Below are 21,794 nucleotides of genomic sequence, written 5' to 3' on the forward strand. Positions count from 1 at the left end.
GATTGTCCTGACTGATGGGGGACGAACCACCGTCGACCCACGGGACCTCACCGTAACACCTCACGGAACGGGTCCTCGACACGCACGTCCGCGTTCCCCACCCGCCCCCACGCCTGGTGACGGCTCAGGTACCCGGCGCCAGCGGGGAACGACGGCCGGCGTTCCCCGCTCCCCCGAAGTGGCCCACCTCGCCCTCCCACGCGGCCCGCAGCGCCAGCACGGCCACCGCCGAGCCCTCGCCACCTCCGAGGGTGTCGACGGTGCTCACCCGGGTCCTGGTGCCCGCGTCCGTCCGCACGACCCCCACCAACCCGTCGGCGTCCGCGGAGGCGGGCGGCCCCGCCACGACCACTCCCCGCCCGACGCGGGCCAGCTCGGAGACCACCGCCCTCAGCAGTTGGGAACGCTCCCGGACCGTGCCTCCCGTCGCGTCCCCGGCCGCCGTGCCCACCCCGGCTCCGGTGAGGACCAACACCAGCTCAGCGGGAGGCACCGGCTCCGACGCCCGCAGGAAGCCCGCCTCCGCGAGCGCGGTCAGCGCGACCTCCCGTTCCACCTCCTCCGAGCGGGGTTCGCCGGTCACCGGGTCGACCACCAGCAGGGAAGCCAGCAGCGCCCCGACGAGGGAACCCGGGTCACCCCCGGCCGGCAGGCTGGCGCCGGCGGGGAGCAGCCGCCGGGCCAGCTCACGCAGCTGGTCGGCCCGCCGCCCGTCCACGAGGTCCTCGGTCATCCCGACCCCGCCGGCGACGCGACCGCCAGCCGCCTCCACGAGCGCCGCGACGGACGAGGCCTCGGCGTCCTCGACGTCCCCGGTGGTCACCAGGAGCACCGAGCGCCCGGCCAGCACGTCCCGGACCACCAGCGGCCCCACCGAGGCGCCGAACTCCTCGGCACCCCCCAACCGCTCCCGGAGCTCGGCCCGCTCCGCCTCCAACTCCGCCACGCGTTCGGCGAGCTCGGCACCCGACGACGGCGCGCCGGACGCCCTCATCCCCGAGGCACCGGCTCCCACCACGACGCCAGCGGCGAGGGCGAGCAGGACCGAGGTGGCCGTCAGCATCCGGTACCGGGACGGGCTCACGCGACGACGCCTCCCAACCACGAGAGGACCTCCCCTCCGACGGCACCGAGCTCGGCGAGGTACACCCCGGCGACCCCGCTGAGCAGCAGAGCCGCGAGCAGCACCACCACCGCCACCCCCAGCAGCGCCACCAGGGCCCAGGCGGGAACGCCCCGCCGGTGCACCGCCGCCACCGTGCGGGCGTCCACGTACTTCGCGCCCAGTTTGAGCCGGGTGACCACCATGGACGGCCGTGACTCCGTCCGCCCCCGGTCGAGGAACTCCTCCAGGCTGCCGCCGAACCCGACGGTGGTCACCACCGCGGCGCCCTGGTGGTCCACCAGCAGCAGGGCCAGGTCCTCCGGGTTGGCTCCCGAGGCGACGCCGCTGGCCTCGACCCCGAGGTCGTGGAGGCGGTCCAACGCCGGCGCGTACCCGTCGTGGTGGGCGGGGACCACCACCGGAGCGCCGCACCGCAGCGTGTCCTGGCTGATCGTGGCGGGATCACCGACGATGAGGTCGGGCGGGTACCCGGCCCGGGCGAGGAGGTCCGCCCCGCCCTCCACCCCGACCAGGCGAGGCCGGTGCTCGCGCAGGTAACCCCGCAGCGACCGCAGGTGCCCGTCCGCGTCCCCGTTCGCGGCGACCACCAGCACGTGCGCGCCGTGGAGGTCCAGGTCGAGTTCGGGGAAACCCACCCCCTCCAGGAACAGGGCACGTTCCTGGCGGAGGAACTCGACGACGTCGGCGGAGAACGCCTCCAGCTGGGCGACCATCCCGGTCCTGGCCTCCACCAGCTGGTCAGCCACCGTGTCGGCCGTCTGGCACGTCCCTCGGGCGAGTTCCCGCTCACCCTCGTAGACCGCCCCCTCGTGGACCCGGACGCGCGCACCGTCGCGGACCGCGCGCAGGACCTCGGGGCCGGCGCCGTCGACCAGGACCACCCCCGCCCGCAGCAGCCGCTCCGGTCCCAGCACCGGGAAACGACCCGAGATGGAGGGGGCCGCGTTGACCACGGCGGCCGCGTCCGCCGCCACGATGCGGTCCACCGTCCGGCGGTCGAGGTCGACGTGGTCGAGAACCACCACGTCCCCAGGGCTCAGCCGACGCAGGAGTTCCGGCTCGGGCCCGCCAACCCGCGCCGTTCCGATCACTCCCGGCAGCTCCTGTTTCCGCCGTTTCAGCAGGCCAGTGATTCTCATGGACAGATCGTGACAAAACGATCACCGTCCGACGTGAAGCCACGCCGCGTGCCCCTCGGGTGGTTGGCCAGCCTCACCCCGTGGTGTGGGCCAACCGGAACGTCTCCCGATCCCGCTCCGCGACCTCCAACAACTCCTCGGCGTGCGCGCGCCCCGTCTCGGTCGACTCCATGCCCGCCAGCATCCTGGCCAGCTCGACGACGCGTTCCCCCGGTTCCAGCCGCCTGATGCTGCTGTGCGTGATGCCGGAGCCGCTGCCCTTGTCCACGACCACGTGGCGGTCCGCGTAGGCCGCCACCTGGGCGAGGTGCGTCACCACCACCACCTGGTGGGTGACCGCGAGCCGCGCGAGCCGACGACCGATCTCCACCGCGGCCCGCCCACCGACCCCGGCGTCGACCTCGTCGAAGACGAGCGTGGGCACCGGATCCGCGTGGGCGAGCACGACCTCCAACGCCAGCATGACCCGGGAGAGCTCGCCGCCCGAAGCTCCCTTGTGGACGGGGAGTTCCGGTGCGCCGTCATGGGCCACCAACCGCAACTCCACGTCGTCCGTCCCGTCCGGCCCGGCGTGCCTCCACCGACCGTCCACGTTCAGCGCGGCCGGGTCCTCCTCGTCGCACTCCCGAGCCGCCACCGACACCACCAGCCGGGCGTGGGGCATGGCCAGCCCTCCCAGCTCGGCGGTCACGGATTCCGCCAACCGACCGGCGGCCTCGGCCCTCGCCGCGCTGAGCTCACCGGCGTGACCGGCGAGCAGCGCGGCCAGTTCCTCCCGCCTGGCCCGCAGCGCGGCCACCGCGTCGTCGGAGGTGTCGACCTCCGCCAGCCGGCGCTCCGCCTCCTCGGCCCAGTCCAGCACGCCATCCACATCGGCCGCGTACTTGCGGGTGAGCGCCTTCAACTCCGCCTGGCGAGCCAACACCGACTGGAGCCGGTCCGGGTCCGCCTCCAGGTCCTCGAGGTAGCCACCGAGCTCGGCTCCCACGTCGACCAGCAACGCGAGGGCCTCCGAGACCCTCGGCTCGAAGTCCCGCAGCCGGGGGTCGTCAACGCCTCCCAGCCGCCGCCGAGCCTCACCGAGCAGCCCCAACGCGCCCGGTTGGTCCGGGTCGCCGTCCGGGGCCCCGGACACCGCCGCCTGCGCGGCGGCCGCCGCCTCGCGGAGCTGGTCGACGTCGGCGAGGCGCTTGGCCTCCTGCTGGAGCTCCACGTCCTCGGCACGCCGGGGAGCGACCGCGTTGATCTCGGTCAGGCCGTGCCGCAGCAGTTCGGCCTCCCTGGCCAACTCCCGTGCCCGTTCCCGCCGCTCGGTCAGCTCCTCGATGACGCCCAGCCACTGGGAACGCACCTCCCGGTACCGGTCCCGGAGTTCGGTGATCCCCTCCCCGCCGAACCGGTCGAGCACGGCCCGCTGCTCGGTCGGGCGCAACAGCCGCAGCTGGTCGTTCTGCCCGTGCACCGCGAGCGTCTGCTCGGCGAGCTGCGCCAACACCCCGACCGGGACCGACCGGCCCCCCAGGTGCGCCCGCGAACGGCCGTCGGCCCCGACGGTGCGCAGCGCGATCAGGCCACCGTCCTCGTCCGGCTCGGCGCCCGCGTTCGAGGCCACGGCGGCGGCCCCGGTCCCCGCCGGCGCCAGGAACCTGCCCTCCAGCACCGCCCGGTCGGCGCCGACCCGCACCCGCGAGGCCTCCGCCCGCCCACCGCTGAGCAGGTGCAGCCCCGTCACCACCATCGTCTTCCCGGCTCCTGTCTCTCCGGTGACGACGGTCAGGCCGGGGTGCAGCTCCAGCGTGGCATCGTCGATGACCCCGAGTTTCTGGATACGCATCTCAGCCAGCACACACCGCACCCTAGCGCCGTCGGGTGATGATTGGCGTTCGTCCCGGGCCCCGCACGCCCCGCCGGCGGACGCGTCCTCCGACTTCCCGTGCCCGGCGGAACCGTTCCCAGCCCGGTGACCGGAACTCCCCGGAACGGCCAGGCCCGCCGCGTCGGGCGTGGCCGGCCCTGGCCCTGGCGGGCCGGTGGTCTCCTCCGCGTCGGCATCGCCGCGGTCGGAACGTCCCTCAGCCGCCCCTGCCCGCCGACCTCGCCCCCCGGCCAGGTCGGTCCCGGCCTCGACGGGTGGCTCAGGCTGCGGGGAGACGGGCCTGCTCGCCCGTCCGGACAGCCCCAACAGCGCCGTCCTGCCCAGGAAGACGCCAGGAGACGTGCTGCCACCGGCGGGACGGGGGTCCCCGGTCATGCCGGGGGCGGCCCGCGCCAGCCCTGCACGGGCAGGTCGAACTTGCGGATCAGCCGTTCGGAGAACCTGCCCGGTCGGAGCCGGACGAGGCCGATGGGGCACTCGCCCTCGACGACCTCCACCCGCGACCCCGGAGGCAGCTCGACGGTGCGACGACCATCACAGCACAGCACGGCGGGATGGCTGTCCGGGGTGACCTCCACCGCCACCACCGAATCCCTCGCGACGACCATCGTCTTCGCGAACAGGGCGTGCGCGTTGCTCGGCACGACCAGCATCGCCGGAACCTGGGGCCAGACCACCGGTCCACCGGCGGAGAACGCGTAGGCGGTGGAACCGGTCGGAGTCGCGCACAGCACCCCGTCACACCCGAACGCCAGCACCGGCCGCCCGTCGACCTCGATCACGGCGTCGATCACCCGCTCCGGGCTGTTCTTCTCCACGCTGGCCTCGTTGAGCGCCCACGTCTCGGTCAGGACGGCGCCGTTCCACGTCGCCCTGACGTCGATCGTCATCCGCTCCTCGACCTGGTAGTCACCGTCGATCACCGCCTGGACGGCCTCCGCGAGGTGCTCGGAGTCCGCCTCGGCGAGGAAACCCACCCGACCGAAGTTGACGCCGAGGACCGGAACCCTCGCCGGGCGGGCCAGCTCGGCCGCCCGCAACAGCGTCCCGTCCCCGCCCAGCACGAAGACGAGTTCCGTCCCCACCGCCGCGTAGGGCCCCGCCTCCACCGTGTTCGGGTACCAGGCGTGGTCGAGGTCAGGGGCCTCCTCTGCCAGCACCCGCAACCTGAAGCCCGCCTCGGTGAACCTCCTGGCCACCTCGAAGGCGGTGCGCTGGTTGTCCTCACGGCCGGTGTGCACCACCAGCAGGACCTCACGCGCGCTCACGCGGGCCCCGACCTGACCGCGTCCCAGACGAGCTCCCGCACGCGGTCCGCCTCCTCCCGGTCGTCCCGAACACCGGCCCGCCCCGCACCGCCCCCGGACTCCGGCACGTCACCACCCGGCGACGCCGCCCCCTCCCCGGTCGGGGACGCGGTGAACCACACGAAGTACTCGACGTTGCCGGAGGGACCCGGCAACGGGCTGGCGGTCACCGCCCGCGCCCGCAGGCCGAGCGGCCGGGCCGCGTCGATCACCGATCGGACCGCCTCGGCCCGCAACTCCGGGTCGCGGACGACACCACCGCTCCCCAACCGTTCGCGACCCACCTCGAACTGCGGTTTGACCATCGGCACCAGGTCGGCGCCCGGCGCGGCGCACGCCGCCAGGGCGGGCAGCACGAGCCGCAGCGAGATGAAGGACAGGTCCGCGACGACGAGACCGACGGGACCACCGATGGTCTCCGCGTCGATCCCGCGCACGTTCGTCCGGTCCAGCACGGTCACCCGTTCGTCGGTCCGCAGCCGCCACGCGAGCTGGCCGTAGCCGACGTCCACCGCGACCACCTCCCCGGCCCCCGCGCGGAGGAGGACGTCGGTGAACCCGCCCGTGGAGGCACCGGCGTCCAGGCACCGGCGGCCCGCGACCGCCAGCCCGCCGCCCTCGAATGCCTCGAGCGCGCCGAGCAACTTGTGGGCCCCCCGGGATGCCCACCCCGGGTCATCCGCCGCCTCGGACACCACCAGCGGCGCGTCAGCCGTCACCGCGGTCGCCGGTTTGGTCGCCACCGCGCCGCGCACCGTCACCCGGCCGGCGGCGACCAGCTCGGAGGCGTGGTCACGTGACCGGGCGAGACCCCGGCGGACCAGCTCGGCGTCCAACCTCGCACGTCGTGGCACTGGTTCACCTCAGAGTCGGTCGACGTCCGCGAGCGCGGCGGCCAGCGCCGCGTGCACCGCGTCGAAACGGGCGACGTGCTCCTCCGGGGGCAGCGCGTCGAGGTCGGCGAGCCCCGCCATCGCCTCATCGATCCCGCCGACGACATCGGCGGGGCGAGCGACGGCGAACAGCATCGGGCTGGGCGTGCTGTCAGAGTTCATCCCCAGCGCACTCCTGCTCCACTCTGGTGCGGACCGTTCCACCGCACCGGCGGCGGCCCCGACAACGCTACCGAATCTCCTCCGACGCGGAGGAACCGCTGGTTCCCGGCGCACACCCGTCCGCCCGGTCCAGCGGCGAACCAGCTCGGGCCGGCTCAGTCCCCGACCACGGGGACGCGGAGCGCCCGCAGCGCGGCCGCCGAGGAGTCGTCGACGGCCACCACCGCGCCCGGGTCCCCCCCGACCGGCCACCAGGCCGCGCACAGCGCCAGCAACAACCCGAGCGACGACGGCGCGTGGGCCCCGCCGGCGTGCCGGACGACCAACCGGCCTTCCGCACCCGGCTCCGCGGACCTCTCCACCACCCAGGCCCCGGCCGGGCCGTCCGCGTCGACCGGGCTCTCCCCACGCGGCAGGGCCCCGTGGGCGTGCGGCGCGTGCAGGGCCGCGAGGTCCCAGGCGACGTGGTCCGGTCGTTCCTCCTCCACGCAGGCGAGCAGATCCCGGCCGGTGCAGACCCCGCTGAGCACCAGCAGGGAGGCCAGCCCGGCGTTGCGAGCACCGGCGATGTCGGTGTCCAGGCGGTCGCCGACCACGAGGGGACGCCGGAAGCCCGCGCCGCGAACGGCCTGGTCGAACAGCGGCCGCCTCGGTTTGCCGGCCACGAGCGGCTCCGCACCGGTGGCCGTGCGCAACGCGGCGACCATCGAACCGTTCCCGGGCAGCTGACCGACGTCGGTGGGAACCGTCGGATCCAGGTTGCACGCCACCCACAGGCCGCCGCCCCGGATGACCCGGCAGGCGGCGGCGAGGTCCCGCCACCCCGTCTCCGGGGAGTGCCCCTGCACGACGGCCACGGCCGAGCCCGGATCGTCGAGCTCACCGGCGCGCACCGGCCGGAGCCCGACGGCGGACACCTCGGCGCGCAACGCCTCGGTACCCACCACCGCCACCGTGCTGCCGGGAGCGAGTCGCTCGGCGAGCACCGAGGCACCCGCCTGGGCACTGGTGCTCACCTCAGCGGGGGCCGCCGCGAAGCCCAGCTCCACGAGGTGCTCGGCCACCGCCTCCGGCGGGCGTGCCGCGTTGTTGGTGACGTACCGGAAGCGGGTGCCCCGGGCCGAGGCGGCGCGCAGCGCGTCGACCGCGCCCGGCACCGCCTCCCTGCCCTGGTAGACGGTGCCGTCCAGGTCGAGCAACAACGCGTCGTACCGGTCGAGGTAGTCGGGACCGGGGTCGCCCGCTTCCGTCATCAGTCCTCCTGGTTCGGCCGGTGCTCGGTCTCAGCCTCTCCCGCGTGGTCCCGTCCGTCCAGGTTCCCCTCGGAGGGGACCTCCGGCGACGGGGAGGCGGACCCGCCGGGAGGAACACCGCCGTCGGCTCCCGTTCCGGTGGCCTCCTCGCGGCCGGTGTCGGCGGCGCCGGCGTCCTCGGCACTCGGCGTGCCCGGCTCGTCCGCCGCCGTCCCCGCCGCACGGTCTCCGGAGGGAGAACCGCTCGCGGGGCCGGACCGCTCGGGTGCCCGGGCGGTGGTCCCTCCGGCCGGGCGCTCGGCGCGGGAGGTGGACTTCGGCAGGGGAGTCCCCTCGATCGTCCGGCCGAGTTCGGAGGCCAGTTCCACCGCACGGTCGTCGGCGTCGGTCTCGTCCTCGGAGTCGGCCTGGGCGGCGTTGATGAACCACCGCAGCGCCTCCTCCCCTCGGTCGGCCGCCAGCAGGTTGTCCGCGTAGGCGTAGAAGAGCCGAGCGCTCCACGGCTGGGGCCGCGCCGGGTCGAGGTCCGCACCCTGCAACTCCACGACCGCCGCGTCGAGCTGGCCCATGTCACGGCGGGCACCGGCCACGACGATCCGGAGTTCCACCGCCTGGTCCGCCGGCAGCTGCCGGGCCTCCGGGGTCCGCGCCAGGTCCAGGGCCCGTTCCGGCCTTCCCAGGGCGCGTTCGCAGTCGGCCATCACGGCGACGTGCCCGGGACCTCCGGCCAGCCGGCGGGCCGCGCGCAACTCCACCAACGCCTCGTTCCACTCCCCGGCGTGGTAGGCGGCCAGCCCGGCCGCCTCGCGCACCACACCCACCCGGGCCGCCTTCCGGCGGGCGAACCTGGCGTGCAGCAGTGCCCGCTCCGGATCGGAGTCGAGCAGCGCGCCGGTGGCGACGAGGTGCCTGGCGACGAGATCCGCCATCACCTTGGGCATCCCCAACAGCGAGCGCCGCACCTCGGTGTCCAGGTCACCGGCCTCCACCTCGTCCGGCAGTTCCGGCATCGGGTCCTGGGTCACCACGTCCTCGGCGGTCTCCGCCCCGTCCTCGGCACGGGGACGTCGCGGGGCGTCCCGCCGGTCGTCCCGCCCGCGATGGGGGCGGTCACCGCCCGGTCGCCCGCTCCTGCCGTCCCTCCCCTCGGCCCGGTACCCGGACTGGCGGTCGGAGGACGAGCGCTCGCCCGGGCCACGCCGGTCGTCCCGACGGGGACGCTCGTCCCGGCCCCGATCGCCGCGCGGGGCGCCCGATCCGGAACCCCGGTAGTCGTCCCGACCCCTGCGGTCGTCGTCCCGGTGACGCTCGCGGTCGCGGTAGCGCGATTCCGACGGGCGGGCCGAGGCGGCGCCACCGCGGTCCCAGCGTTCGCCTCCGCTCTGGCGTTCCCGCCTTGGCGCACCGCCCCGGTCATCCCGACGGTCACGGAAGTCCCGGCCGCCACGGCCGCCACGGTCGTCGCGGCGGTCGCGGAAGTCCCGACCGCCACGGTCATCCCGACGGTCACGGAAGTCCCGGCCGCCCTGGCGGTCACGATCGTCGCGGCGGTCACCTCGGTCGAAGGTCCGTTGCGGACGCGCGGAGCTCCGGCCGTTCCGATCCCTGGGGCGGTCATCCCGCCGGAAGTCCCGCCGGTCGCCCCGGTCCGAACCCCCCCGCTCACGGGTGCCCTCGCCGCGCGGCCCAGCCCGGAAACCCCGGTTGTCGTCGCGCCGCCACTCCCGCCGGTCATCGCCCCGCCCACCAGGCGGGCCCTGCCGCCGGGGACGGTCGTCCGACGAACGCGCGTCCCGGTCGCGGTCCCTGAAACCACCGCGACGGTCCGCGCCGCCCCGGAACCCGCCGTCGCGGTCATCACGGCGGTTCCCACCCGGCCTGTCGCCGAAGGACCGACGCGGCCGATCGCCGCCGTACCCGCCGGAGGGCCGGCGGTCGTCCCTGGAGTCGTCACGGCGGAAACCGCCGCCCTGGTTCCGGTCACCCGACCTGGGCCCACCACGCGGTCGGTCGCGGGACTCCCCGCGCTCCCAGCCACGCGATCCCCGGTCGTCGCCCCGGTCCTGTCGCCGGTCGCCACCGCCGCCGGCGAAGCGACGGTCACCGCGAGGAGGCCCGTCGTTCCGGAAGGGCCGCCCATCCGGGCCGCCCCGGCGCGGCCGGTCACCCTCGCCGGCGGGACGTCGGTCGAACCGCCCGCGACCCTCGTCCCGAGGCCGCTGGCCGCCGGAACCTCCCTGCTCCCCGGGCCGACGACGGTCACCGCGCGGGGGCTGCCCCCGGTCGCCACGACGTTCGCCGTCCCGGGAGCTCCGCTCGTTCCAGTCGCGTGAACGATCAGCGGCCCCGCCGTTCCCACCGGAACGCCGGTCGCGGGAGCGGTCCGCGCGGAACCCCCGGTCGCCTCCCTCGCCACGCTCACGGCGTGGCCGGCCCTGGCCGCCACCCCCGTTGCCGTGGCGGGGACCGGACGAACGATCGCGGTCGACGGGGCCTTCCCCTGACGTGGACACCTGTCCTCCTAGACGAACACCGATGGCTTGGTCCACCGTAACTACCCGCGCCGGGCGACCCCACCCACCTCAGCGCGCACAAAAAAGTGGGTGGAGGAGAACCGGGAGCACCCACCAGGTGCTCAACCACATTCCCCTCCACCCACCGGTGAAAGAAAGTTCGGCGGCGTCCTACTCTCCCACACCCCCACAGGTGCAGTACCATCGGCGCTGAAAGGCTTAGCTTCCGGGTTCGGAATGGGACCGGGCGTTTCCCTCTCGCTATCACCACCGAAACACTCTAACCAACACCCCACCCCAACCAACCCCAGGGCAGGGAGCCAGTTGCACTCCCAGAATCACACAGTGGATGCGTAACACCTTCGTAGACAAGCCCTCGGCCTATTAGTACCGGTCAACTCCACACGTTACCGTGCTTCCATCTCCAGCCTATCAACCCAGTCGTCTACTGGGGGCCTTACCCCAACAAAGTGGGTGGGAGACCTCATCTTGGAACAGGCTTCCCGCTTAGATGCTTTCAGCGGTTATCCCTTCCGAACGTAGCCAACCAGCCATGCACCTGGCGGTACAACTGGCACACCAGAGGTTCGTCCGTCCCGGTCCTCTCGTACTAGGGACAGCCTTCCACAAGTCTCCAACGCGCGCGGCGGATAGGGACCGAACTGTCTCACGACGTTCTAAACCCAGCTCGCGTGCCGCTTTAATGGGCGAACAGCCCAACCCTTGGGACCTACTCCAGCCCCAGGATGCGACGAGCCGACATCGAGGTGCCAAACCATGCCGTCGATATGGACTCTTGGGCAAGATCAGCCTGTTATCCCCGGGGTACCTTTTATCCGTTGAGCGACACCGCTTCCACCAGCCAGTGCCGGATCACTAGTCCCGACTTTCGTCCCTGCTCGACCCGTCAGTCTCACAGTCAAGCTCCCTTGTGCACTTACACTCAACACCTGATTGCCAACCAGGCTGAGGGAACCTTTGGGCGCCTCCGTTACCCTTTGGGAGGCAACCGCCCCAGTTAAACTACCCACCAGGCACTGTCCCTGAACCAGATCATGGTCCGAGGTTAGACACCCAGTACGACCAGAGTGGTATTTCAAGATTGACTCCACGACCACTAGCGTGACCGCTTCCCAGTCTCCCACCTATCCTACACAAGCCGAACCGAGCACCAATACCAAGCTATAGTAAAGGTCCCGGGGTCTTTCCGTCCTGCCGCGCGTAACGAGCATCTTTACTCGTAGTGCAATTTCGCCGGGCCTGTGGTTGAGACAGCGGAGAAGTCGTTACGCCATTCGTGCAGGTCGGAACTTACCCGACAAGGAATTTCGCTACCTTAGGATGGTTATAGTTACCACCGCCGTTTACTGGCGCTTAAGTTCTCAGCTTCGCCCCGAAGGACTAACCGGTCCCCTTAACGTTCCAGCACCGGGCAGGCGTCAGTCCGTATACATCGTCTTACGACTTCGCACGGACCTGTGTTTTTAATAAACAGTCGCTTCTCCCTGGTCTCTGCGGCCACACAACGCTAGCCCGCGAAGGGCTTCACGCCACACGGCCCCCCTTCTCCCGAAGTTACGGGGGCATTTTGCCGAGTTCCTTAACCACAGTTCACCCGATCGCCTTGGTATTCTCTACCTGACCACCTGTGTCGGTTTGGGGTACGGGCCGCGTAGACACTCGCTAGAGGCTTTTCTCGGCAGCATGGGATCACCCTACTTCGCCTCATTCGGCTATGCATCACGTCTCACCATTAACAGAGAAGCGGATTTGCCTACCTCTCCTGGCTACACGCTTACACCAGTACTACCACTCACTGGCGGGGCTACCCTCCTGCGTCACCCCATCACTTGGCTACTACCAGCTCAGATCCCGCGCATGGCCACCACCCCACCCGAAAGCAGGACAGCACCACGGGCGGTTAGTATCACCAGCCTCGCCAGGGACGCATCCACACGGGTACGGGAATATCAACCCGTTGTCCATCGACTACGCCTGTCGGCCTCGCCTTAGGTCCCGACTTACCCTGGGCGGAATAACCTGGCCCAGGAACCCTTGGTCATCCGGCGGCAGAGTTTCTCACTCTGCTTTCGCTACTCATGCCTGCATTCTCACTCCCACACCGTCCACACCCGCTCACGCGACTGCTTCACCCAGTGCAGGACGCTCCCCTACCCATCCACACACCTACACCCACCCCCCAAAAGGAGACAGATGGAGCTCAACATGTGAATGACACGGCTTCGGCGGTGCGCTTAAGCCCCGCTACATTATCGGCGCAGGACCACTTGACCAGTGAGCTATTACGCACTCTTTCAAGGATGGCTGCTTCTAAGCCAACCTCCTGGTTGTCTGGGCGACCCCACATCCTTTTCCACTTAGCGCACACTTAGGGGCCTTAGCCGGCGTTCTGGGCTGTTTCCCTCTCGACTACGAAGCTTATCCCCCGCAGTCTCACTGCCGCGCTCTCACACACCCGCATTCGGAGTTTGGCTGACGTCAGTAACCTTGTCGGGCCCATCGGCCATCCAGTGCTCTACCTCGGATGAGAAACACACGACGCTGCACCTAAATGCATTTCGGGGAGAACCAGCTATCACGGAGTTTGATTGGCCTTTCACCCCTACCCACAGCTCATCCCCCAGGTTTTCAACCCTGGTGGGTTCGGGCCTCCACGCGGTCTTACCCGCGCTTCACCCTGGCCATGGGTAGATCACTCCGCTTCGGGTCTAGGACACGCGACTCTGACGCCCTGTTCAGACTCGCTTTCGCTACGGCTACCCCACCCGGGTTAACCTCGCCACGTATCACTAACTCGCAGGCTCATTCTTCAAAAGGCACGCCATCACCCCACAACGGAGGCTCTGACGGATTGTAGGCACATGGTTTCAGGTACTATTTCACTCCCCTCCCGGGGTACTTTTCACCTTTCCCTCACGGTACTAGTCCGCTATCGGTCATCAGGGAGTATTTAGGCTTAGCGGGTGGTCCCGCCAGATTCACAGCAAATTCCACGAGCTCGCTGCTACTTGGGATCCCCTCCAGGAGACACAGTGCTTTCACGTACGGGAGTATCACCCTCTACGCTGACGCTTTCCAGACGTCTTCCGCTAACACCATGTTTTCTGACTCCTCGCCGAGATGGCAGCCTCGACCGGTGGGTCCCACAACCCCGCATACGCAACCCCTGCCAGGTATCACACGTACACGGTTTAGCCTCATCCGCTTTCGCTCGCCACTACTCACGGAATCACGGTTGTTTTCTCTTCCTACGGGTACTGAGATGTTTCACTTCCCCGCGTTCCCTCCACACACCCTATATATTCAGGTGTAGGTGACCAGACATGACTCTGGCCGGGTTTCCCCATTCGGAAATCCTCGGATCACAGCTTGGTTGACAGCTCCCCGAGGCCTATCGCGGCCTCCCACGTCCTTCATCGGCTCCTGATGCCCAGGCATCCACCATGTGCCCTTACTTACTTGACCACAAAGATGCTCGCATCCACTGTGTAATTCTCAAAGAACAACCGGCCACCACCCCCACACCAGCACCACCAACCCCGCACACCCACCAGGGGCACGCCAGACGGTATGGCACTCGGGGACAGCACCACCAGAAGACCCACGCACCACGCGTGTTCCCTCAGGACCCAACAGTGCACCGACCACACCACCACCCCACCACACAGCAGCTTTCCCCACCCCCACCCGAAAGCAGGAGCCGTACTCACCACCACACAGCAGAACAGCCATGCGGGTAACCAGCAGTCCACAATTCCACTGAGCAGTCACCCCCAGAACACACGCCTGAGACAGTGACCACCCCACCACCGAAGCAGTGGGATACATGCTCCTTAGAAAGGAGGTGATCCAGCCGCACCTTCCGGTACGGCTACCTTGTTACGACTTCGTCCCAATCGCCAGTCCCACCTTCGACCGCTCCCCCCACAAGGGTTGGGCCACGGGCTTCGGGTGTTACCGACTTTCATGACGTGACGGGCGGTGTGTACAAGGCCCGGGAACGTATTCACCGCAGCGTTGCTGATCTGCGATTACTAGCGACTCCGACTTCACGGGGTCGAGTTGCAGACCCCGATCCGAACTGAGACCGGCTTTAAGAGATTCGCTCCACCTTGCGATTTCGCAGCCCTCTGTACCGGCCATTGTAGCATGTGTGAAGCCCTGGACATAAGGGGCATGATGACTTGACCTCATCCCCACCTTCCTCCGAGTTGACCCCGGCAGTCTCCCATGAGTCCCCACCATTACGTGCTGGCAACATGGAACAAGGGTTGCGCTCGTTGCGGGACTTAACCCAACATCTCACGACACGAGCTGACGACAGCCATGCACCACCTGCACACTGACCTTACGGAAACCCCATCTCTGAGGCGATCCAGTGCATGTCAAACCCAGGTAAGGTTCTTCGCGTTGCATCGAATTAATCCACATGCTCCGCCGCTTGTGCGGGCCCCCGTCAATTCCTTTGAGTTTTAGCCTTGCGGCCGTACTCCCCAGGCGGGGCGCTTAATGCGTTAGCTACGGCACGGAGGACGTGGAAATCCCCCACACCTAGCGCCCACCGTTTACGGCGTGGACTACCAGGGTATCTAATCCTGTTCGCTCCCCACGCTTTCGCTCCTCAGCGTCAGTATCGGCCCAGAGACCCGCCTTCGCCACCGGTGTTCCTCCTGATATCTGCGCATTCCACCGCTACACCAGGAATTCCAGTCTCCCCTACCGAACTCAAGTCTGCCCGTATCGACTGCACGCCCACAGTTAAGCTGTAGGTTTTCACAGTCGACGCGACAAACCGCCTACGAGCTCTTTACGCCCAATAATTCCGGACAACGCTCGCACCCTACGTATTACCGCGGCTGCTGGCACGTAGTTAGCCGGTGCTTCTTCTGCGCCTACCGTCACTTTCGCTTCTTCGGCGCTGAAAGAGGTTTACAACCCGAAGGCCGTCATCCCTCACGCGGCGTCGCTGCGTCAGGCTTTCGCCCATTGCGCAATATTCCCCACTGCTGCCTCCCGTAGGAGTCTGGGCCGTATCTCAGTCCCAGTGTGGCCGGTCGCCCTCTCAGGCCGGCTACCCGTCGTCGCCTTGGTAGGCCATTACCCCACCAACAAGCTGATAGGCCGCGGGCCCATCCTGCACCGCCGGAACTTTCCACCCACCCCCATGCGGGGGAAGGTCGTATCCGGTATTAGCCCCGGTTTCCCGAGGTTATCCCAGAGTGCAGGGCAGGTTGCCCACGTGTTACTCACCCGTTCGCCGCTCGTGTACCCCGAAGGGCCTTACCGCTCGACTTGCATGTGTTAAGCACGCCGCCAGCGTTCGTCCTGAGCCAGGATCAAACTCTCCATAAAGGTTTGATTCTGTTACATTCGACGCATGACACTCACACCCACCCCGGAGGGCAGGGAATGCCACCGTCACTCAAAGGAACTCCTCTAACGAGGGTTCATATTTAGCTCTACTGGCTATTATATCGGTACACTGTTGAGTTCTCAAAGAACACACGCCACACCAGAACCCCACACCCACATCGTGGGCCCGTCGTCCTGGGACGCACTCTTCTCGTATCTGAAGCTTGTGTCCGGTAACCCCCACCACCACGTTCCCGTGATGTCCCATCCGGTGTTTCAGGGAGTTCCCGTTTTTCGCTGGAACCAGCTTAGCATTTCCGTTTCCACCGGGTCAAATCCGGGGTTTCCGTGGAAACCGCCGTTTTCTCAGCGGAACCGGAATCACCGTTGACCACCCTTCCGGGAAGGCCGTCGCTGTTTCCGTCGTGTTGTGTTGTCAACGCTACCAGACCGTGTTTCCGGTGTTTCCCGGGGGGGGTGTCGGTGTCACCGTGGTGAACCGTGCACCGTTTCCGGTGGACCGGTGTTTCTTTCCGGTCTGGCCGTTCCACCGTATCGGTCGGTGTTTCCTGGTGTCAAATCCGGTGTTCACCGGGTTTGGCCTGGTCACGACCGTTTCCGAATATCGTGGAACTGTGTTGTCAATGTGTGGTTCCGGGCAGCACCGTGTGTGCGGTGTTTTCCGGTTCCGAGTCAACGTAACCGATCTTCGTTCGTTCCGTCAACTCGGCGCTTTCGACCGGTTGGCGGTGAACTCCTGGCTTTGTTGTTGTCAATGTGGAGCCTAGTGGAGCGTACTGGGCTGCTTTTCCCTGTCGCGTTCGGGGGCCGCGTCTTGGCCTCGCCAGATCCGTGTCAGGTCCGAGCTGCTCAGTGGTGTCGCTGTTTTGCGCCTCGGAACAGTAGCACCACCACGAATCAGCCTCCGCGAGGGGGCGTCACGTGGTCCTATCTGCTGTTCGTCGGAAGTTGCCCACTCTACCACCCGAGGTGGGAGCCTGGTTCACAACTCCTACGCTCCGTCCCCCGTGGCCGCCGCTCAGCGTCCGCCACCGGAGTCCGTTCCGCGCTGACATCACTAACGTACGCCTGCCCGGCCGGGCAAGTCAAATTGCCCCACCAGCGCCAACCGGCCCGGCGAATCCGCTGGTCAACGGTTCGCCGGGGACCTGGCTCCAGGTTAGATGAGCACTTCCGCTCCCGCAGTGTGACGCTTGCCACGTCGGAGTACCAGCCAGCGCCCGTGCAACAGGTCGTCCTGGGTGGGCACCCACTCCGGGTCGGTGATCTTGGTGTTGTTCACGTAGGCCCCGCCCTCGGCGACGGCGCGCCGGGCCGCCCCCTTGCTCGGGGTGAGCTCGGCCCCGACGAGGAGGTCGACGATGCTGGGCTGGTCGGCCAGCCGGACCGATGCCGTCGGCACCTCGGCCAGGACCGAGCGCAGCGTGCTCGCCGACAGCTCGCGGAACTCACCCCGGCCAAACAGGGCCTGACTGGCCGCCACCACCTGCTCGGTGTGCTCCGCTCCGTGCACGAGAGTGGTCAGCTCCTGGGCCAACCGCCGCTGGGCGGCGCGCAGCTGGGGCTTGTCCTCGGTGAGCTGTTCGAGCTCCTCGATCTCCTCCCGACCCAGTTCGGTGAACAACCGCAGGTACCGGCCCACGTCGGCGTCCCCGGTGTTCACGAAGTACTGGTACCAGGCGTAGGGACTGGTGAGCTCGGCATCGAGCCACACGCTCCCGCCGCCGGTGGACTTGCCGAACTTCCGCCCCTCCGAGTCGGTGATGAGCGGGACCGTCAGGGCGTGGGTCGAGGCGCCCTCGACCCGGCGGATCAGGTCGACGCCGCCCACGATGTTGCCCCACTGGTCGGAGCCGCCGATCTGCAGCCGGCACCCGTGGCGCCGGTGCAGGTGGAGGTAGTCGTTCGCCTGGAGCAGCAGGTAGCTGAACTCCGTGTACGACATCCCCTCGCCGGCCAGCCGACGCTTCACCGTCTCCCTCGCCAACATCCCGTTGACCGGGAAGTGCTTGCCCAGGTCACGGAGGAACTCCAGGACGGTGAGGTCACGCGTCCACGTCAGGTTGTTCTCCACGACCGCTCCGGTGGCGCCGTCGTCGAACTCGACGAAGCGCTCCAGCTGCCCTCGGATCCGGTTCGCCCACTCGGCGACGGTGTCCGCGGCGTGCAGGGACCGTTCCCCGGCGTCCCTGGGATCGCCGATCATCCCCGTCGCGCCCCCCGCCAGCACGATCGGCCGGTGCCCGGCCCGTTGGAAGCGGCGGAGCGTCAGCAGTGGGATCAGGTGACCCGCGTGCAGGCTCGGCGCGGTGGGGTCGAAGCCGGCATAGAGGGTGAGCGGGCCCTGGGAGAGGTCCTCGCGCATGCTCGCGAGGTCGGTGGACTGCGCGATCAGGCCGCGCCAGGTCAGCTCGTCAAGGATGTGCTCGCTCACCGGACCATTGTCCCCCATCCGCCGGGCCACCCGTCCCTGGTGTTCCCGTGTCCGGGGCACACCCCGCGCGGGACGCACCCGTCGTCCGGGGCGGCGCCGCTCCCCGGAGCGCGTGACCGGCGCCGCGGCTCCGGGACCGGGCGGAACGCGCCGCGGGGGGTGACCGGTCAGTCGCGCGTCGGCGGCGGCGCGGCGATCACCCGCCGCCGCCCACCCCGGCGGTAGGGGCTGACGGCCGGGGAGCCGGCCTCCCAGAACCGCCAGGGCACCTCCATCGCGGTGGCGACGCCAACCCGGGGCCCTCGGCGCACCTGGTCCGGGGCGACGGTGTCCCCCCGCAGCAGCCGCACCGGGCTGCCCGGATCGGTCAGGTCGGTGCCGTCGTGCGACGCGGTCAGCCCCAGCGCGGTCGTCAGCCTGGCCGGCCCGCTGGCCAGGTCGGTGTCCCGACGCGACGCCGGACGTCGTGACCTGGCCAGCTCGACGCCCTCGACGACCTCGCCGCCCCGCACCAGCAGTGCGCCGGGGACCCCGTCGGTCAGGCACACGATGTTCGCGCAGAAGTGCATGCCGTACACGAAGTAGACGTACAGGTGGCCCGCGGGACCGAACATCACCTGGTTCCGACGGGTCCGGCCCCGGTAGCAGTGCGACGCCGGGTCGTCGGCCCCCCGGTAGGCCTCGACCTCCACGACGCGGACCGACACCGGCCCCTGCGGGGTCTCCGAGCGCAGCACCGAACCGAGCACCAGGGGGACCGCGTCGACCGGGTCGACGGCGAGTTCCTCCCGGGTGAACTGTTCGGGCCGTGGCCGGGCGGGGGGCGGTGTCACGAAGTCCGCACCGGTTCCGAGGACCACACGCGCTGGGTCTCCACCAGCGACGCCAGGCGGTGGCGCTGCTCACCGACCCGCGCCGGAGCGGTCCCTCCGTAGGCGTCCCGGGAGGCGATGGAGCCGGCGACGGTGAGGACCTCGCGGACCGAGGGCGTCAGTTCGGGCAGCACGGCGGCGAGTTCGGCGTCGGTGAGCTGGTCAAGACCGGCGCCCCGGGCCTCGGCCAGTCGAACGCACTCCCCGGCGGCCTCGTGCGCGACGCGGAACGGGACGCCCTGCCGGACGAGCCACTCGGCGATGTCGGTGGCGAGGGTGAACCCCGCCGGGGCCCACGCCGCCATCCGCTCGGTGTCGAAACGCATGGTGCCCAGCATCCCGGCGAGTGCCGGCAGCAGCAGGTCCAACTGCCGCACGGAGTCGAACAGGGGTTCCTTGTCCTCCTGGAGGTCCCGGTTGTAGGCCAGCGGCTGCGCCTTGAGGGTGGCGAGCAGGCCGGTCAGGTTGCCGATGAGCCGGCCGGACTTGCCCCTGGTGAGTTCGGCGACGTCCGGGTTCTTCTTCTGCGGCATGATCGAGCTGCCGGTGGCCCAGGCGTCGTCGAGCACGGCGTACCCGAACTCGGCGGTCGTCCAGACGATGACCTCCTCGGCGACGCGGGACAGGTTCACCCCGAGCATCGCCAGGACGAAGGCGGCCTCCGCCGCGAAGTCACGGGAGGCCGTGCCGTCGATCGAGTTCTCGACCGGCCCGTCGAAACCGAGTTCCAGCGCGACGGCCTCCGGGTCGAGGCCGAGCGAGGAGCCGGCGAGCGCCCCGGAGCCGTACGGGGAGAAGGCGGTCCTGGCGTCCCAGTCCCGCAGGCGGTCGACGTCGCGGACGAGGGCCTGGGCGTGGGCGAGCAGGTGGTGGGCGAGGAGCACCGGCTGGGCGTGCTGGAGGTGGGTCCGTCCCGGCAACACCGCCTCCGGGTGCGTGGCGGCCTGCGCCAGCAGGGCGTCGACGACGTCGAGGACGCCGGTGGCGATCCGTCGGGCGGCGTCCCGCAGCCACATCCGGAAGAGGGTCGCCACCTGGTCGTTGCGGGAACGCCCGGCTCGCAGCTTGCCGCCCAGCTCACGGCCCAGCCTGTCGAGCAGGCCGCGTTCGAGGGCGGTGTGGACGTCCTCGTCGTCCCTGGTGGGGGTGAACTCGCCCGAGGCGACGTCAGCGGCCAGCGTGTCCAGCCCCCGGAGCATCCGCTCCAGCTCCTCCTCGGTGAGCAGCCCGGCGCGGTGCAGCACCCTGGCGTGGGCACGGGAACCCGCGATGTCGTAGGGCGCGAGCGCCCAGTCGAAGTGGGTGGAGTCGCTCAGCGCCGCCATCGCCTCGGCTGGTCCCGAGCTGAACCGTCCACCCCACAGGCGGGCGGGCGCTGCCTTGTCGTTCGTCACCGTCGTTCTCTCACCTTGGTCGGAGGTCTGGTGGCGGGGCCGCCGCCACGTCGACGGCCCGCCCGGGAGGGGTGGACCGCCCGCTGGTCAGCAGTCTGGCAGGTCCGGTGGTGCCAGGGCGCCGCGCGGGTGCCCGGTTCGGACCAGGGACGACGGCGGGCGACGCCGGCTCCTCCCGTGGGGCCGGCGTCGCCCGCGTGTTCGCGTCAGTCCCGGCTCTGGGGCGGGGTGTCGCCCTGGAGGTCGCGCTTGGCCGCGATCTTGCTGGGCAGGCCCCACAGCTGGACGAAGCCCTTGGCCAGCGACTGGTCGAAGGCGTCGCCCTCGTCGTAGGTGGCCAGGTTGAAGTCGTACAGCGACTGCGAGCTGCGGCGACCGGTGACGGTGGCCCGGCCACCGTGCAACACCATCCGGACGTCGCCGGTGACGTGCTCCTGCGAGCTGAGCACGAAGCTGTCGAGGGCGTTCTTCAGCGGGGAGAACCAGAGGCCGTCGTAGACGAGTTCGCTCCACCGCTGGGCCACCTGGCGCTTGAAGCGGGCGAGGTCCCGTTCGAGGGTGACGTTCTCCAACTCCTCGTGGGCGGTCATCAACGCGATGGCGCCCGGCGCCTCGTAGATCTCCCGGCTCTTGATGCCCACCAGCCGGTCCTCGACCATGTCCAGCCGGCCGACGCCCTGGGCGCCGGCGCGCTGGTTCATCTCCTGGATGGCCTGGAGCATGGTGACCTTGGTGCCGTCGATGGCGATCGGGACGCCCCGCTCGAAGGTGATGACGACCTCGTCGGCCTCACGCGGCTGGGCGGGGTCGGCGGTGTACTCGTAGACGTCCTCGATGGGCGCGTTCCAGATGTCCTCGAGGAACCCGGTCTCGACGGCGCGGCCCCAGACGTTCTGGTCGATCGAGTAGGGGGACCGCTTGTTGACGTCGATGGGGAGGTCGCGCTCCTCCGCCCAGGCGATGGCCTTCTCCCGGGTCCAGGCGTAGTCCCGGACCGGGGCGATGACCTGGAGGTCGGGGGCGAGCGCGCCGATGCCGACCTCGAAGCGGACCTGGTCATTGCCCTTGCCCGTGCAGCCGTGGGCGACCGTGGTCGCCCCGTGGTACTTGGCGGCCTCGGCGAGGTGCCGGACGATCAGTGGGCGGGACAGGGCCGACACCAGGGGGTAGCGGTCCATGTAGAGCGCGCCGGCCTGTAGGGCGGGCAGGCAGTACTCGTCCGCGTACTCGTCCCGGGCGTCCGCGACGACGGCCTCGACCGCGCCGCAGGCCAGCGCCCGCTTGCGGATGCTCTCCAGGTCCTCGCCGCCCTGGCCGACGTCCACGGCCACCGCCACGACCTCCGCGCCGGTCTCCTCGGCGATCCAGCCGATGGCGACGGAGGTGTCCAGCCCACCGGAGTAGGCCAGCACAACCCGCTCAGTCATTGTT

12 protein-coding genes and 3 rRNA genes are annotated in these 21,794 nt (G+C 69.6%); all 15 read right to left on the reverse strand.

Annotation, left to right across the window (positions count from 1 at the left end):
• Positions 1–124 precede the first annotated feature (124 nt).
• The 15 genes from C1701_RS03965 to C1701_RS04040 all read right to left on the reverse strand — a co-directional run bounded on the left by C1701_RS03965 (position 125) and on the right by C1701_RS04040 (position 21,790).
• Entirely contained in the window at positions 125–1,084 is a 960-nt protein-coding gene (locus C1701_RS03965) for a copper transporter (RefSeq protein ID WP_103055562.1), read from the reverse strand.
• Positions 1,081–2,265 (reverse strand): putative cytokinetic ring protein SteA, encoded by a 1,185-nt coding sequence (steA, locus tag C1701_RS03970; protein ID WP_026418983.1) that lies wholly within the window; start codon positions 2,263–2,265, stop codon positions 1,081–1,083. The genes C1701_RS03965 and steA overlap by 4 nt, the downstream gene beginning before the upstream one ends.
• 73 nt (positions 2,266–2,338) lie before the next feature.
• Positions 2,339–4,099 (reverse strand): DNA repair protein RecN, encoded by a 1,761-nt coding sequence (gene recN / locus C1701_RS03975; RefSeq protein ID WP_030105818.1) that lies wholly within the window; start codon positions 4,097–4,099, stop codon positions 2,339–2,341.
• A 413-nt stretch (positions 4,100–4,512) separates the two neighbouring features.
• Entirely contained in the window at positions 4,513–5,409 is an 897-nt protein-coding gene (locus C1701_RS03980) for an NAD kinase (RefSeq protein WP_026418985.1), read from the reverse strand.
• On the reverse strand, positions 5,406–6,302 hold the full coding sequence (locus C1701_RS03985) for a TlyA family RNA methyltransferase (protein ID WP_026418986.1): 897 nt from the start codon (positions 6,300–6,302) through the stop codon (positions 5,406–5,408). Before C1701_RS03985 ends, C1701_RS03980 begins: the two co-directional genes overlap by 4 nt.
• A 9-nt stretch (positions 6,303–6,311) precedes the next feature.
• Positions 6,312–6,503 carry a hypothetical protein gene (locus C1701_RS03990; RefSeq protein ID WP_035274753.1) on the reverse strand — a complete coding sequence of 64 codons (192 nt, stop codon included), beginning with the start codon at positions 6,501–6,503 and terminating at the stop codon, positions 6,312–6,314.
• A 155-nt stretch (positions 6,504–6,658) separates the two neighbouring features.
• Positions 6,659–7,756: an HAD-IIA family hydrolase gene (locus C1701_RS03995; protein ID WP_026418987.1), complete on the reverse strand. Its 1,098-nt coding sequence runs from the start codon at positions 7,754–7,756 to the stop codon at positions 6,659–6,661.
• Positions 7,756–8,781, reverse strand: coding sequence for a tetratricopeptide repeat protein (locus tag C1701_RS27105; protein WP_211237530.1), 1,026 nt, complete (start codon positions 8,779–8,781; stop codon positions 7,756–7,758). The genes C1701_RS03995 and C1701_RS27105 overlap by 1 nt, the downstream gene beginning before the upstream one ends.
• A gap of 1,646 nt (positions 8,782–10,427) precedes the next feature.
• Positions 10,428–10,544: ribosomal RNA gene (gene rrf, locus C1701_RS04010) — 5S ribosomal RNA — on the reverse strand.
• A gap of 89 nt (positions 10,545–10,633) precedes the next feature.
• A 23S ribosomal RNA gene (locus tag C1701_RS04015) occupies positions 10,634–13,755 on the reverse strand.
• Between the two features lie 372 nt (positions 13,756–14,127).
• Positions 14,128–15,642, reverse strand: a 16S ribosomal RNA gene (locus C1701_RS04020).
• Together the 16S, 23S and 5S rRNA genes form the textbook arrangement of a ribosomal RNA operon.
• 1,180 nt (positions 15,643–16,822) lie before the next feature.
• On the reverse strand, positions 16,823–18,097 hold the full coding sequence (tyrS, locus tag C1701_RS04025) for a tyrosine--tRNA ligase (RefSeq protein WP_026418458.1): 1,275 nt from the start codon (positions 18,095–18,097) through the stop codon (positions 16,823–16,825).
• Between the two features lie 167 nt (positions 18,098–18,264).
• On the reverse strand, positions 18,265–18,957 hold the full coding sequence (locus C1701_RS04030; RefSeq protein WP_337662131.1) for a DNA-3-methyladenine glycosylase: 693 nt from the start codon (positions 18,955–18,957) through the stop codon (positions 18,265–18,267).
• Positions 18,927–20,294, reverse strand: coding sequence for an argininosuccinate lyase (gene argH / locus C1701_RS04035; protein ID WP_245588758.1), 1,368 nt, complete (start codon positions 20,292–20,294; stop codon positions 18,927–18,929). The genes C1701_RS04030 and argH overlap by 31 nt, the downstream gene beginning before the upstream one ends.
• A 275-nt stretch (positions 20,295–20,569) precedes the next feature.
• The gene (locus tag C1701_RS04040) at positions 20,570–21,790 is read right to left on the reverse strand and encodes an argininosuccinate synthase (RefSeq protein ID WP_035275508.1); all 1,221 of its coding nucleotides are present in this window, start codon (positions 21,788–21,790) and stop codon (positions 20,570–20,572) included.
• Positions 21,791–21,794 lie beyond the last annotated feature (4 nt).

It is taken from the genome of Actinoalloteichus sp. AHMU CJ021 (genome assembly GCF_002895405.1).
Classification (GTDB): Bacteria; Actinomycetota; Actinomycetes; order Mycobacteriales; family Pseudonocardiaceae; genus Actinoalloteichus_B; species Actinoalloteichus_B caeruleus.